Below are 13,983 nucleotides of genomic sequence, written 5' to 3' on the forward strand. Positions count from 1 at the left end.
GGGTTATACAGCCTGCGCTAAGTGAAGCTGTTATCTCCCTGATCATAATTTAAATAATTTGATTTTCGCTCAAAACCTAATTAAGGCATCATCCTATGATCCACCTACATTACTGGCCAACGCCAAATGGCCATAAGATCACTATTTTTCTTGAGGAAGCAGGTCTTAAATATGATGTAACACCTGTGAATATCGGTCGGGGGGATCAGTTAAAATCAGCCTTCCTTGCTATTTCACCCAATAACCGTATTCCAGCAATCATCGATGATAGTCCAGATGATGGTGGCGAGCCTTTGAGTGTGTTTGCGTCTGGCGCAATTCTTCAATACTTGGCTCAAAAGAGCGGATTATTTCTTTCCAGTGAACCCAGAGCACGAATCATGGCCTTGGAATGGCTGTATTGGCAAGTCGGTGGGCTTGGTCCAATGTTAGGTCAGAATCAACATTTTGCAAAGTATGCACCTGATAAAATTCCTTATGCAATCGAACGTTATGTCAATGAAACCCGACGCCTCTACAAAGTGTTGAATACTCATCTCGACGGACGTACTTTCATTACAGGTCAAGATTACTCAATTGCCGATATGGCAGCATATCCTTGGATCGTTCACCATGAAGAACATGGCATAAAGCTTGCTGATTTCCCTCATATTAAAACTTGGTTTGAAACAATCCGTGAACGCCCTGCTATTCAGCGCGCATATAAAGTTGCTGAGAAGGTACAAGTGATGGATCCAACTCAGGACAGCTTGGCACACAAAATATTATTTGGTTTGACTCAATAAAGTCAGGTCGTAACGAAATGAATTTGTTGCTGAACGATACATTATTTAGCAATAGTGTAAATGAGTCCTGAGATGCATGTCGTTACGATCAAATCCACTATACATTTATGACTCTGAAAATTTATTTCTCTGCTGGTCTTTATTTAAACGATTTTTTGAAAATTTATGCAAATTACAATTGAAACCCGCACTTATATTTTAGATCCAGGAAAGCTACGATATTATAATGGAAACACATATATTTATAATGAATGGCTAATTGCTCCACAACATAAACAAAGCTACCAAATCGATTATGAAAAATTGATAATATTGATCAATGTCGCCCAATATATCCCATTGATCAATGCAACGATTCCGCAAACGCTGATCTATGATCAGTTTCTCAGCCCAAAATTAAATAAATTACTGAATGGTTTAAAAAAATTGGATATTGAATTAAGCATTCAACAAGGTGAAATAGTTTTATTGCCAAGTGATATACAAATAGATCTGGGTATGCAGGATACTGCAGTTAAAAAAGAATTTAGTAGAAATATGCTGATTAATATATTGAATTCAGGAGCTGAATTTTTCTTAATGCGAACAGGGCCTTCCCTTAATTAATTTTTTATTATCAAATAGATATTTGATCAATCCTTTTTATAAAGAAGGAACTTTCAGTACCAATATAATTCAGTTAACATGATTATTTTTTGATTTATAGAAGCGGTTTCATAATATTTGACTGCCGATCTTTTAAATTTAAAATATTTGATTATAATCTGTATAAATGCATAATTTTTAAATTTATAAAAACCTGATCAAATGATTCTTTATTCAAAAAAATAAAGGACATAACATGTTCATTATTTGATAATAGATAAAAAAATTAATTATTGCTTTTTATCCTTCTGCATTTTTCCAATAACTTCTCTAGAAACATATTGCTTTCCAATATAGTCATCAAAATGGTTGATTTGAATACGCTCCAGCTTCAAATATTTTATATTTAAAATTTTAGTATTTTCTTGATGCTGCCCAATCGCAAAACCTAGACATTTTTTACTCATACTGTCATTTGCATCAGCCAATCCACTGAACATGAGCAATGGTAAAGAGTCTGTTGACAACTCATCTACGTTTGCGACTACGTGTGTTTATTAGGCGTTAGCAGGCACAAAATACGAAATTTAGTCATTCCAAATGATCAGAAACATCATTTCACAAGCTAACACGTAGCGGCAAAAACACGCTAGTCACCGCTACGCCTTGCGCTGCAAACAAAGCAGGGCTTTGTTCTTGCTCAGGTAGCAAAAATAAATTCTGCTGAGTGGAGGTGTTCTTTAAGCATTTGTTTATTGAACACGCTCATGATATTGCTCTATACAATAAATAATTTTGTCATAGGTCAATATCATGCTCAAAGAAATTATTTCAGACAGACTGAGTGAAATTAAATTAACGATTGAGAAAGCCTGCCTCAAGGTGAATCGAGATCCTTCTGAAATCAGATTATTGCCTGTCAGTAAGACCTTTTCAGCAGAGCATGTCCGAGCAATTCACGCTCTAGGATATGACTGTGTAGGGGAAAATAAAGTTCTTGAAGCTAAGAGTAAATATGAGGAACTAAAACAACTTAGCAATTTAAAATGGGTGCTGATTGGGCATCTACAGCACAATAAAGTGAAATATGTAGCCCAATTTATCAGTGAATTCCATGCCTTAGATCGCGTCGAACTTGCTTACAAACTAAATAGCGCCTTAGATAAAGAAAAGCGGATTATGCCTGTCTTTGTTCAAGTCAATACATCAGGCGAAAGCAGTAAATATGGCATTCAGCCTCATGAGCTAGAAGATTTCATAGAACAATGTCTGCCTTTTACCTACATAAAAATCGTTGGATTGATGACTCTGGCAATACATAGCCATGTCCCTACTGAGGTCAAGCAGTGTTTTCAGCTTTTAAGAACCCTAAGAGATCAAATTTCAAAAAAGCACCCAGAGATACAACGGCTTTCAATGGGCATGTCTGGAGATTTTGAACTTGCGATCGCTGAAGGTGCAACAGATATCAGGATTGGACAAGCAATTTTTGGCGCACGTTCCAAACCAGACAGTTATTACTGGCCTACTGAATAGAGCATCACGATGAAAACTCATTATCAGATCAATATATATCGAGAAAAAAAGTTACTCGGTACTTTTACACCCAATCATCTTGCTTCACAAAATTCGATTCAGCAACTCATCGCAACATTGAAAGTGATTGATTCTATTGACGTTGAGTTTGTACAAGTGACTGAAGATATGCGTGTTCTTATCTATCAAAATGGTCAGATGAGAACGTTGTCCTCTCAATACTCTTATCAAAATACAACTGCTGATTTAGTTTTTCAACAGAATGAAGAGTCATCCAATTCAGTTTGATTCATAGCGCTGATCCACACTTATTTCACCGAGAGACAAACATGAACATGATAAAACACCAAGTTATTAATGTGATCCAATTTTTAAGTTTTGAGGATACCGGAAGTTTTAGCCCCGTACTTAAACAGATGGGCTATGACATTTGTGTTTTTCAAGCAGGTGTAGATGACCTAAGTACTATCTTACAAGAAAAGGACCCACTTATCATTCTTGGCGGGCCAATCAGTGCATATGACTTAATCACCTACCCTTATCTAAAAGAAATCATCGTGGGATTGAAGCAACGATTAATAACCAATTATGCAACTTTTGGTATTTGTTTGGGTGCTCAACTGATTGCAACTGCTTTAGGTGCAAGAGTATATCCCGGCCATATCAAAGAAATAAGATGGGGGCGTTTATCCTTGAGTGCTCAGGCATTTGCATCACCTTTAAGGTTTCTTGAAGGTATACACGTTTTACATTGGCATGGTGATACATTTGATTTGCCGACTGTTGGCACGCACTTAGCTAGCTCAATTTATTATCCAAATCAAGCATTTAGTGTAGGGAATAATATTATGGCATTACAGTTCCATGCTGAAGCCGATCCTAAACAATTTGAAAGATGGCTCATCGGTCATAGTGATGAATTAAAGCAACATAAGATAGATATTCTGGATTTAAGACTTGAGAATCAATATTATGGCAATATACTGGCAGACAAAGCAAAACTTGTACTTGAAGACTGGTTAAATAACTTGATCAGGTTTTAAAGTAAATGATTGGATCTATATGGCTGAAATTAAAGGTAAAACATCTCAGGACATTCAAAATAGTATTCGAGAACTTATTCAGAATGGGATTTTGAAGGAGGGGGAATTATTACCCAATATTCGTGCTTTAGCCACTGAGCTGGAAGTAAATCGTAATACTGTCGCTGCCGCCTATAAAGATTTAGCCTTAATGGGGATTGTCATATCCAAAGGCCGTGCAGGTACCCAAGTCCGTAAAAATCCACAAATTAATAGTTTTGAAAACCTTCAAAAAACAAATCAAACATTTTTTGACCTCGCGCATGGAAATCCATGCCAAGGTTTTTTACCTCAACTACATGACATCAACTTTAATTTTAGTGCACCGTATTTATATGGTGACAGTACCAAGCTTCCAGATTTGGAAACCTTTGCTCGAAATGAAGTTTTTGCTGACATCAGCCATAAAATTGCTGAAATTGAATTTACCCATGGTGCGGTAGATGCAATTGAAAGAATTCTCCATGCACATTTAATCCAATCTGACAGTATTGCGATTGAACAACCAGGTTTCATTACCAGTATTCATACTTTACAGGTGAATCGCTTTAATATGGTGTTTTTCCCAGTCACAGCACATGGCTATGATATTCACAGTATAAGAAAAGCACTTGAGCAAAAAGCCAAAGCAATTGTCATTACACCAAGAGCACAGAATCCGACCAGTTATAGTCTTGATGCTAAAACGGCACAAGAATTACATCAGTTATTTTCTGAATACCCTGATGTACTCATTATTATTGATGATCACTTTTCATTACTTGCCACAACACCTTATTATCATATTGTGCCTGAATCTACCAGACATTGGGCGGTGATAAGATCTGTATCAAAATTTTTAGGTCCAGACTTTAGATTTGCATTTATCAATTGTGATCCTCAGACTGCGACCAGACTAAGGATGAAACTAAATCCAAACTGTACCTGGGTGAGTCATATCTTACAAAAGATGATATTTTCGCTCATGACATCGGACAAAGTTCATCAATTAATGAATAAAGCAAAAATACATTATCAGACAAAAAATCAAGAAATCGTTAAAAAATTATTGGATCAAAACCTTCTAGATCTAGGTTATTGTGATGGTTTAAATCTATGGATCGAACATGAACAAGCTCAGGAAATAGCATATCAACTCGCGCTAATGGGATGGAAAGTCAGACTTGGAAAAGAGTTTTCATTAGGCCAGGATATTAAAGGTATACGTATTACCACTTCTGAATTAGATGAACAAAAAGCGATGGACCTACTCAATGATTTATCATTTATCTTAACTAAAATAATGACACTCTAAAATTTATGCTTTTCATCCATTATTTTTGCTAACGATCTTAAACTAAGGAAAAGTAGAAAACTAATTTCCTACTTTCCCTCATGAAAAAACATTGAATTTAAAAATCAGAAACCTGCCAATTTTAAACGATTGGCATGCTGACCATATAACGGAACGGGATCTGCACCAGCACCAGAGCCAGCAAGTCCCAGTATCTGATTGATCTCATCCAAATGGTTCTGAGGATAATTATCACGAATGACATTGCCCAAATGAGATGAACATACCGGTACCAAACCGTCACTATCACTACCAGTGGTCAATTTGATAAATGCTTGACCAGCAAGCAACCCGTAAGATGAACCATCTAATAAATTTGTAAGTCCACCGTTACCTGACCATGAATAATAATTCACACCATTCACTGTGGCAGCTCCTGACCCACATTCAGTCACTGGAATACCTTGAGGGAAAGTGGTATTAAACTCACCAGCTCCAGCCTTGGTCAATCCTGCAAGTGCACTTAAAACATCTTGATCATATGTTCCACCATTACTAGAAGTACCACCCAGAAAGCTTTCTATACCTGTAAACGTATTGATTATAGCTCCGATAGTTTTATCAAAACCTATTACACTGGCGGGTTTACGTACAAGTGTTTCCACCAAATCTGCAACCGGACTACCTTTATTTGAGCCCGCAATACCTGTTACTGACGCGATCAAATCAGGACGAACACCCGCAACATAGCGTACAGTTTGCACACCTTGGCTATGACCAATCAGGTTTACTTTTTCAGCACCTGTTAAAGCCTGAATCGTGAGAACTTGTTTAAGTAATTGTTCACCTCGCACAGCGTCAGAGTTAGCAGAAGATGTATTGGTGACAAATACATTTGCACCCTGACGGCTTAAATCCTGAGGAATTCTATCCCAGTAATTGACAGGTCCAATCTGTGAAAAGCCGAATAAACCATGTGCAAACACCAACGGATATTTAGTTTTGGCATAATCTGTTTTTTTAGAAAACAGCCCCCAATCTGTTGCAGATGTTTGACTACAACCAGCTTGATCGTTTTTGATACCGCAATTTTGATAACTGGTAGTTACAATTGCTGAGCTATTAACCGATGTGAATATGATGGCCCCAAATACCAAGGCCGGGATTGCTTTCTTCATTGTTCAAGACTCCATATATTTGAACATTATTTTTGTATTACATTGATTTCTTGATACTTCAAAATATTTCCCTGAAAATCTCCTTGTCTAATTCTCAATGCTATATTTCTGTTATTGATCGTTTCCTCATTGCCTATTCAGCCACTTTTTTATTCGAATTAGCCTGCATCTGTTCAAAAGTCTGTGCACGGATTCGTTCTTCTGGGCTACTAAAAGATCTATTGCGTAATTCATTTATTGCAGCCTGTTGTTGAGCCGCATCTTGCTGACTCGCCGTAATTTGTGCCCTTGCTGCAAGATAACTATCCACTTTTTTTTGCCACTGGCTTTCCTGTAAATCAACCTGAGTCAGGCGATCTGCTGCCGCTGCACCCACTAATTTTTTACGCATCTCGTACAGCTCACTCGCTGAACCTCCACGTTGATTAATTTCAGTGGTCAATTCCTGTAATTGGTTGTATTGTAAAATCGGCTGCATACTTGCTTTCAGGTCTTCTGGCTGTTCATTCAGCAATGCTGCACTTTTTTCTGCCTTCTGATCTGTGCTTAAGCGTTTATCATTATTGATCGCGTATTGTGCGATTGTATATTGGTCATAGCTTTCTTCTTGCGCAAAAAATACATCTGCTTCTTGTGGCGTAAAAATCTGCCTGCGAAGTTTAACCATGGCTGACGCAACTGTTTTAAAGTCCTTTGCACTATTGGACTGTGCTGCAGGTAACTTTTCACGCTGATGTAGATAATCAATATACTTACCAAGTAGTTGGTAAGAATAAGGTTGAGCAGTCGTTGGTAGAAGACCAGCAAGGTATTGACGAATATCAGCAACAATACTGCTTTCCGTTTTTTCACCAATACTTGAAAGAAAATAATCGAAGCAGTCACGAATTCCACGAGATAAAACCAACTGCCCTTTAGTATCAACCTGTAAAGGACAATTCACCTCTGTTCCTCTTAGGGATGGTGCCAACTCAGGCATAACACCATGAAACTTTAAGACTTGTTGATTTGTATCAGAAACTGACGCAACAGTACTCAACGATTGCTGATTTTGTAACGTAGAGTCTGAACTTGATGGGGCTATTACAGTATTGGTTTCTGGTTTTAAATACCATACTATTCCAACAAGAAATAAGACAACCAACAGCAACAACAGATGTTTTTTATAGTGGCTTATAACGTCCATGTTATATCTCTTTTTCAATATTTTATTATGCTTTTCACAACCTCAGATTTTCCGATATTTCGCAAAATCATTAACCAGCTAAAAAGGTAGCTGCTCCCTACAAAAAACATATACCGATATAATCATAAGTTTTAAACCCATTCGCTACTCCATAAAATTATGATGTTCATATTCAAGTGATCTAGCTTTTCAAGAAGTTTCATGGCATAACTATTAAGAGCGAATTAATAATTGATACTTTTGGTCAGTCAAAGCTTCTTGCAATGATTATTAGACATAAATCACAAGCTAACAATCACCAAGAATGCAAAGTTTTTGCAGAAACAGTATTTTTCTCGGAATTCCAAAAATATGCTTAGTTCGTTTTCAGATACTTTTTTTGATATCTATCGGTTATCAGGTATAGCAGGCAAAATCCATAGTATTTCAACTCTTTTACCTGGAGAAATACTAGAATTTTCTCCAAATCATGGCTATATACATATTATTCAGAAAGAAAAATGCCTTTTAACAATGAACGATCTGGAACATCATCTGGAATTGAAACATTGCGACATAGCTGTGGTTTTACCTAGTAACTTTCACAGTATAAGCTTGAGTACAGATGCATTTCAGGATGCTAAAATCATCACCTGTACAATTGATTTTTCAGGTATTTATGGCTCAGCCATTGCCGAGGGTTTGCCTGCTTTCATTCACGTCCCTTTTACCTGCAAAGCCACAAATATTATTGCGGAATGGGTTCCAATCACTGTTCATGCAATTCAACAGGAACTTAAAGCACCTTCGATAGGCAGTCAGATTATGCTGACCAGAATTATTGATCTTTTATTTATTTGGTCAATTCGTTGTTGGCTTAGCACTGTTGAACCGAATCATAGAAGCTGGATTTCAGCATTACAGGAACCGATGATCAGTAAAGCCATGTCTTTAATGCATAATCATCCGCATTTTGACTGGACTGTTGAAGAACTTGCTAAGTGTACTAATTATTCAAAATCAAGCTTTTACAAGAAGTTTACTGAATCTGTCGGGACCACCCCAATACAATATTTAAAATCGCTGAGAATGCGATTAGCCAGTGAATTGCTATTAACCACGCAAAAAAGTATTTTTCATATTGCTGAGCTTGTTGGCTATTCCTCTCAGGCTGCATTCAGCCGAGTATTCTCCCAAACATTTAACTACTCACCTTCTGAGTTTAGAGAATCCTTTAAAAATAATCCTGCACAGGAGTAAAACACAACTGCGCTTATTAACAATGTATTGTGCAAAATTGTTAAATCAAAGTATTTTAATAGTTAGCTTTAGTATTCATTTAAGTCTGCTTCGGAATCTGGCATGCCAAATTTGAGTTCATCACCAACTTTGGCGATTGCGTGAATAGCGGGTAGGAATTTTGCACCAATAACTGTTAATTTGTATTCTACAGAGGGTGGCGATGTCGGGATTGGCAGACGTTGTATAATTCCTTTACTTTCCAAATGACGTAGGCGTTCTGTCAATACTTTTGCAGTAATTGATGGCAAGTCAGCTCTTAACTCGCCAAATCGACGTGGTCCAGCACTTAAACACCAGATGATTTCTGCAGTCCAAGCACCCCGTAGCAGTGCCATACTCTTACTCAAGGGACAGACATTATTTGGCGAAGGCGCACGGTTTTTCCGCAGCTTTAGACCCAAGGTTTCCTCCATTCATTCTTGAGATTTTCTCTGAGATTTCTTATTTATTCATATATTGAATATTAATTCCAAGGATGATATTCCACTGACATACTATGCGGAAAATATGCGCAAGCTGCAACCTGATGATTATTGTGAATCTTACTTTAAGCCTATTTGCGATGATTCATTCAGGTCTGTTCAACAGGTTGCAAGCGTTGCTTGTTGTTCTTAGAAGTGCATCTTTCACTTGGCAGGATTGATTATTTTTTTAAATATTAAAGCTACATTCAATTGTTGTGTATTAATTTTAAAATACTTCTCAAGATATTCGCGAAATTCATCTTCGCTTGTGAACTCTTTTTTTATTGAATGATTTCTACCATGAATCTTTACAGTCGTTCCACTTAAGTTTATTCGTTCATCTGGAGTAACTGCAGCAAGCATCAAATGTTGAGTAAATATAGAATCTGGTGATGTTGCAATATACCAATTGGCAATTACAGCATCCGACTCCGAGACTTTCTGTTCTGGATCAAGTGCATAAATATTGATCCACTCATCACGTATATAAGCTTGAAGCATAATCTTTACACCCGTCAGGGCACTTTCAGCAATACCACTGTCTTTTACGTCAATAAAACGGAAAGCTTCATGCGGTGTATCCTGGATTTCCCCGAGCTTATCCAGTGAAAGAACGGCTGTCGGAGTCGTTCCACCAAAACTGGGATCAAATAAATATAATTTATCCGCCAGCCTTACCACAGTCACCAAATGTGTACGAATCGGAGCTTCTATAGGTTGAGATTGATAATATACGCGCCCCAAAAGATTAAAAGCCTCATATCCCAGTTCATTTAATACTGTTCTAGTCAGCATACTCTGTTCCAAACAATAGCCTTCTCGTCCTTGATCAAGTAATTTATCTGCGATCTGTGATAATTCCATAGACACGTTATCACCAAGAAAAGAAGAAATATTTCCAAACGGGATGCTGGTTACATGTAGAAATAACAACTTTTTTAGACTCTCAAGCGTAGGTAAATACTCACCTTCCACGCCCAGTTTGGTTAAATATTTCTGTGAAATTGATAATTCTGAAGACATCGCTTTGCTACCTTATAAATCATAAAACTAGAATTTATTTGATTTTACAAAATCAGTGAATTTAATCGGATCTCGCCCCAGAACCTGAGTAACACCTTTGCCGATACTTTCATTTCGCCCATCTAATATTTCAAAAAATGCCTGCGCCATATGTTCTGCAATAAAATTATCCAATCCTGCATTTTGCAGATATTGTTTATATGCTTTTTGATTAAGATATTGATACTGTATATTTCGCTTAAGCTTTACTCCGATAGCATTCACCGCTTCTGCAAAAGTCAATAACTCTGATCCTGTGACTTCATAAATTTTGCCGTTATGTAAATCATCAGTCAGACATTCAACCACAACATCTGACAAATCCTCCAAGTCAACGAATGGTTCTTTTACAGTATCTGCCATAAACGTCACTTCGCCAGATCTTATGCCATGTAGAAAATGACCTTCACTGAAATTTTGGTTAAACCATGCTGAACGAATGACCGCCCAATCAAGTTCAGCCTGCATTAAAATTTTTTCACACTTTTCAACAGATGCTTGACCTCTGCCTGATAATAATACAGCTTTGGAAACAGACTGATTCATCATTTCTGTGATCAATCCTTCAATCTGTTGTTCTGCTCCTGACATTGAAGTATCTGGATGAACAATGTAAACGATTTCAATATTCTTCAGTGCTGGGCCAAATGTACTGCTATCATTCCAATCAAAATACCGTTCATTTTCTACATGCGCATTGATGGTACGAGTAGTGACAATTGGATTATATTTATGCGACTTTAATTTCTCTACGACGCGTCGTCCATTTTTGCCTTTTCCACCGATGATCAGAATATTCTTGGTCAAACTTTTCATAGATTACCACTTCATTAATTTAAAAAATTACTAGATTCTAGATGCCGAATAACAGCATGCATCTTCGAGTTTTCAGGAGTGTTAAACGAAACAGAAGTAGCTTCACTTCATAATAATTTCATCAAATTATCGAAGAAATTCATAAGCTAAGGAGCCTTTTGATGTGGTTATCATTGCACTTACTGTCTACATTGAGCGATCTCAGTATGCGCAAAGCATGATCAAATATGAATAGAATTACAGAAGACTTATACAAATCTATGGTATCCATTTGGAAACGGGTTTAATCACAAAATCGCTAAAAATTGCTCGTAATATCCACGCCATCTAACCAATGATATCTGCTCTAATCTACTGTTTTGAAAATAAATATTTTTTACGTGACTGTGTGTATTTAACAGCATTTTCTCAATGCGAAATAAAGATGGTCAGTTAATGATATGTAAGATTACGCATTAAAAAACCTTTTAACTTTCAAAAATCCCTAATGAATATTTAATTATTTGACATGTCATGATATTGTTCTGTTGTTTTAATTATTTTGTCACAGGACAAATTAAAAAGATCTAATCTTCTTTTCACTTTTGGATCTTAAGCTAATGATCGAATAGAAAAATTTATTTAAGTTAAACAAAATCATTAGTTTAATTTACTCACTATAAATAGTCACATTTTATAAATGACGACAATTTAAGCTAAAAATATAGTGAAAATGGCATAAGACTCCAATATGGCTATAAGTTTTAATCAATAGGTTGCAATATTATTATGAAAAATAGCTTGTTTAAAAACATCATGTTGATATACATATTCGGTCATGGACTACATAGCATGGCATTAAATGCAGCACCTTACTCAAATCAAACTGGTCAATCACCACTAATTGTTGCGCATCGCGGTGGAACGGTAGATGCTCCTGAGAACACAGCCTATGCAATTGATCTCGCTCTAAGGAATCACGCAGATGTAATCTGGATCAGCGTACAGTTAAGCAATGATGGTGTTCCTATACTCTATCGCCCTAATAATCTAAATGCTTTAAGTAATGGCCAAGGTTTGGTCTCTGCATATACTGTAAAACAATTACAGGGCTTGGATGCAGGATGGAATGTCGCCCGCAATGTAGGACAACAAACAATTTACCCATGGAGAGGTAAAGGAATCCATATCCCAACACTTCAACAGGTGCTTACTCAATTTCCTCGAACCACTTTTTATATTGATATTAAGTCGCCTGATGCTGATCCTGTGCAAATTGCTACGGCTATTAAACGTGTCCTCGTTTCCACCAACTCACTTAACCGAGTAAGGCTCTACTCCACTGAACGCCGTTATACAGATGCCGTCAAACAGGTCGGTCAAATTCCGTATTTTGTTGCAAGAGATGATACTCGGGATATTTTAGCTCGTGTCGCACTGAACCATAATTGTCAGGCTGCTCAAGAACCAATTGGGTGGCATGGTTTGGAGTTAAGACGGCAGGTTGAGGTTGTAGAAACCTATACATTAGGTGAAGGCCGTTCAAAAGCAGAGTTTGTTTGGGATAAGGAAATTATGAACTGTTTTAGGACACAAGCAGCAAATCGTATTGTCCTGTTCGGTATCAATTCTGAAGCAGACTATCGAATAGCAAAACAGTTAGGTGCTGAAGCCGTAATGGTCGATTCCCCTGCTCAATTTTCCAATCGATGAAGTGTTTAAGTTAAGTCAACTCATAGATCATTACAGTAAGGCAGTTCAATATAAATTGAACTGCCTTACTCAATCTTACTTTCGTTAAAGATCACCATTAACTAAGCATTAGACAGGATGGCTGGTCAACCATTCTCGGGGAGACATGCCTACCCTGACTGAAAATGCGCGAGATAATGCTGATGGATTAGCATAACCCAGTTCTTCAGCCAATATTTTAATTGAATGCCCTTCTCGCAATCTACTTTGTGCCAAAGCAATACGCCAGTCTGTTAAATATTCAGCTGGTGTCTGTCCCATCACATCACGGAAGGTATTGGCAAAAGCTGTTCTAGACATACATGCCAGTTCAGCCATGCGCTCTAGTGTCCACGATTCACCCGGATATTCATGTATTCCCACCAGCGTGCGCGCCAAACGTGGATCTGAAAGACCAATAATAAGTCCAGTGCTTACCCCTGCTTCATGAGGATGATCTAATAACCAACGTAATAGTTGAAGCACCACCACTTCAAATAACCGATTCGCTAATAATCGTTGCCCACAACGGGCGTGGTCTGTTTCAGCAAATAATAGTGCAAGCGCCTGATCCAATCCTTGTACACGCGCTAGAGGAAGTGCAATTACGGCAGGTAATGCCCTTACCAGTGGATTCTGTTGTCCACCATCCAGTATCAACCGCGCGCAGGTAAAATCAGCACCTTCTCTGGGCGGGTTATGAAAATGATGTGTAATTGGCCCAGGATAAAAAAGTAGCGTTGGTTCATCAAAACGCATGCGTCTTGGCAAATGCGCCATAGCTGGATGACTGACTTCCAGTTGTCCCTGACGTAAGACATGTAAATAGCCATACCCGTCACAAGCATCAAAATGGCTGACGCCACATAACACACCAGTATGGTACAACTCTGCCTGCATGCGGAAACGATCAAGCAGACCTGAAAGGCGATCAATGGGGTGAATAGTTTTCATTTGAACGAATTGATATATTTTATGAACATATTGTATCTAATCATACAGAAAATTTACACATAATAATCAAA

The 13,983-nt window shown here is 37.5% G+C and carries 15 protein-coding genes; 8 read left to right on the forward strand and 7 right to left on the reverse strand.

Going from position 1 to position 13,983, the window contains the following annotated elements; all coding sequences use genetic code 11:
- Positions 1–95: 95 nt before the first annotated feature.
- Complete coding sequence (locus tag FY049_RS00405; protein WP_446082938.1) at positions 96–785, forward strand: glutathione binding-like protein; 690 nt, start codon at positions 96–98, stop codon at positions 783–785.
- 165 nt (positions 786–950) lie between these two features.
- Positions 951–1,391 carry a hypothetical protein gene (locus FY049_RS00410; protein WP_446082939.1) on the forward strand — a complete coding sequence of 147 codons (441 nt, stop codon included), beginning with the start codon at positions 951–953 and terminating at the stop codon, positions 1,389–1,391.
- Between the two features lie 269 nt (positions 1,392–1,660).
- Here FY049_RS00410 and FY049_RS00415 read toward each other — a convergent pair whose 3' ends face one another.
- Positions 1,661–1,858, reverse strand: a complete 198-nt coding sequence (locus FY049_RS00415; RefSeq protein ID WP_335954420.1) for a hypothetical protein — start codon at positions 1,856–1,858, stop codon at positions 1,661–1,663.
- A 325-nt stretch (positions 1,859–2,183) separates the two neighbouring features.
- Between FY049_RS00415 and FY049_RS00420 the strand changes: the two genes are divergently transcribed.
- The 4 genes from FY049_RS00420 to FY049_RS00435 are packed head-to-tail and all read left to right on the forward strand — an operon-like array spanning position 2,184 to position 5,282.
- A complete protein-coding gene (locus tag FY049_RS00420; RefSeq protein ID WP_446082940.1) occupies positions 2,184–2,906 on the forward strand; it encodes a YggS family pyridoxal phosphate-dependent enzyme in 723 nt (240 codons plus the stop codon).
- A gap of 9 nt (positions 2,907–2,915) precedes the next feature.
- A complete protein-coding gene (locus tag FY049_RS00425; RefSeq protein ID WP_446082941.1) occupies positions 2,916–3,194 on the forward strand; it encodes a hypothetical protein in 279 nt (92 codons plus the stop codon).
- 41 nt (positions 3,195–3,235) lie between these two features.
- Positions 3,236–3,949: a glutamine amidotransferase gene (locus FY049_RS00430; RefSeq protein ID WP_446082942.1), complete on the forward strand. Its 714-nt coding sequence runs from the start codon at positions 3,236–3,238 to the stop codon at positions 3,947–3,949.
- A gap of 19 nt (positions 3,950–3,968) precedes the next feature.
- Positions 3,969–5,282 carry a GntR family transcriptional regulator gene (locus tag FY049_RS00435; RefSeq protein ID WP_446082943.1) on the forward strand — a complete coding sequence of 438 codons (1,314 nt, stop codon included), beginning with the start codon at positions 3,969–3,971 and terminating at the stop codon, positions 5,280–5,282.
- Between the two features lie 104 nt (positions 5,283–5,386).
- Here FY049_RS00435 and FY049_RS00440 read toward each other — a convergent pair whose 3' ends face one another.
- Both FY049_RS00440 and FY049_RS00445 read right to left on the reverse strand, forming a co-directional pair.
- Entirely contained in the window at positions 5,387–6,439 is a 1,053-nt protein-coding gene (locus tag FY049_RS00440; RefSeq protein WP_446082944.1) for a lipase family alpha/beta hydrolase, read from the reverse strand.
- A gap of 133 nt (positions 6,440–6,572) precedes the next feature.
- Positions 6,573–7,625: a lipase secretion chaperone gene (locus FY049_RS00445; protein ID WP_446082945.1), complete on the reverse strand. Its 1,053-nt coding sequence runs from the start codon at positions 7,623–7,625 to the stop codon at positions 6,573–6,575.
- Positions 7,626–7,976: 351 nt separating this feature from the next.
- On the opposite strand from FY049_RS00445, the gene FY049_RS00450 reads away from it, so the two are divergent.
- Complete coding sequence (locus FY049_RS00450) at positions 7,977–8,864, forward strand: AraC family transcriptional regulator (protein ID WP_446082946.1); 888 nt, start codon at positions 7,977–7,979, stop codon at positions 8,862–8,864.
- A 68-nt stretch (positions 8,865–8,932) separates the two neighbouring features.
- Here the strand turns inward: FY049_RS00450 and FY049_RS00455 are convergent, their stop codons facing one another.
- From FY049_RS00455 to FY049_RS00465, 3 genes are all read right to left on the reverse strand, one after another.
- A complete protein-coding gene (locus tag FY049_RS00455; protein ID WP_004717116.1) occupies positions 8,933–9,241 on the reverse strand; it encodes a winged helix-turn-helix transcriptional regulator in 309 nt (102 codons plus the stop codon).
- 291 nt (positions 9,242–9,532) lie between these two features.
- On the reverse strand, positions 9,533–10,393 hold the full coding sequence (locus tag FY049_RS00460; RefSeq protein WP_446082947.1) for an arylamine N-acetyltransferase family protein: 861 nt from the start codon (positions 10,391–10,393) through the stop codon (positions 9,533–9,535).
- A gap of 27 nt (positions 10,394–10,420) precedes the next feature.
- Positions 10,421–11,248 (reverse strand): NmrA family transcriptional regulator, encoded by an 828-nt coding sequence (locus FY049_RS00465; protein WP_446082948.1) that lies wholly within the window; start codon positions 11,246–11,248, stop codon positions 10,421–10,423.
- A gap of 831 nt (positions 11,249–12,079) precedes the next feature.
- Here FY049_RS00465 and FY049_RS00470 point away from each other — a divergent pair.
- Positions 12,080–12,940, forward strand: a complete 861-nt coding sequence (locus FY049_RS00470) for a glycerophosphodiester phosphodiesterase family protein (protein ID WP_056518192.1) — start codon at positions 12,080–12,082, stop codon at positions 12,938–12,940.
- A 108-nt stretch (positions 12,941–13,048) separates the two neighbouring features.
- Here the strand turns inward: FY049_RS00470 and FY049_RS00475 are convergent, their stop codons facing one another.
- Positions 13,049–13,912, reverse strand: a complete 864-nt coding sequence (locus FY049_RS00475) for an AraC family transcriptional regulator (RefSeq protein ID WP_446082949.1) — start codon at positions 13,910–13,912, stop codon at positions 13,049–13,051.
- Positions 13,913–13,983 lie beyond the last annotated feature (71 nt).

The sequence above is a fragment of the Acinetobacter sp. 1125_18A genome (assembly GCF_052824985.1).

Bases quoted from the DNA above. Each gene is read 5' to 3' on its own strand.
- FY049_RS00465 (WP_446082948.1), bottom strand. From the start codon at position 11,248: ATGAAAAGTTTGACCAAGAATATTCTGATCATCGGTGGAAAAGGCAAA.
- FY049_RS00435 (WP_446082943.1), top strand. From the start codon at position 3,969: ATGGCTGAAATTAAAGGTAAAACATCTCAGGACATTCAAAATAGTATT.
- FY049_RS00470 (WP_056518192.1), top strand. From the start codon at position 12,080: ATGGCATTAAATGCAGCACCTTACTCAAATCAAACTGGTCAATCACCA.
- FY049_RS00460 (WP_446082947.1), bottom strand. From the start codon at position 10,393: ATGTCTTCAGAATTATCAATTTCACAGAAATATTTAACCAAACTGGGC.
- FY049_RS00420 (WP_446082940.1), top strand. From the start codon at position 2,184: ATGCTCAAAGAAATTATTTCAGACAGACTGAGTGAAATTAAATTAACG.
- FY049_RS00455 (WP_004717116.1), bottom strand. From the start codon at position 9,241: ATGGCACTGCTACGGGGTGCTTGGACTGCAGAAATCATCTGGTGTTTA.
- FY049_RS00405 (WP_446082938.1), top strand. From the start codon at position 96: ATGATCCACCTACATTACTGGCCAACGCCAAATGGCCATAAGATCACT.
- FY049_RS00425 (WP_446082941.1), top strand. From the start codon at position 2,916: ATGAAAACTCATTATCAGATCAATATATATCGAGAAAAAAAGTTACTC.
- FY049_RS00475 (WP_446082949.1), bottom strand. From the start codon at position 13,912: ATGAAAACTATTCACCCCATTGATCGCCTTTCAGGTCTGCTTGATCGT.
- FY049_RS00430 (WP_446082942.1), top strand. From the start codon at position 3,236: ATGAACATGATAAAACACCAAGTTATTAATGTGATCCAATTTTTAAGT.
- FY049_RS00450 (WP_446082946.1), top strand. From the start codon at position 7,977: ATGCTTAGTTCGTTTTCAGATACTTTTTTTGATATCTATCGGTTATCA.
- FY049_RS00445 (WP_446082945.1), bottom strand. From the start codon at position 7,625: ATGGACGTTATAAGCCACTATAAAAAACATCTGTTGTTGCTGTTGGTT.
- FY049_RS00410 (WP_446082939.1), top strand. From the start codon at position 951: ATGCAAATTACAATTGAAACCCGCACTTATATTTTAGATCCAGGAAAG.
- FY049_RS00440 (WP_446082944.1), bottom strand. From the start codon at position 6,439: ATGAAGAAAGCAATCCCGGCCTTGGTATTTGGGGCCATCATATTCACA.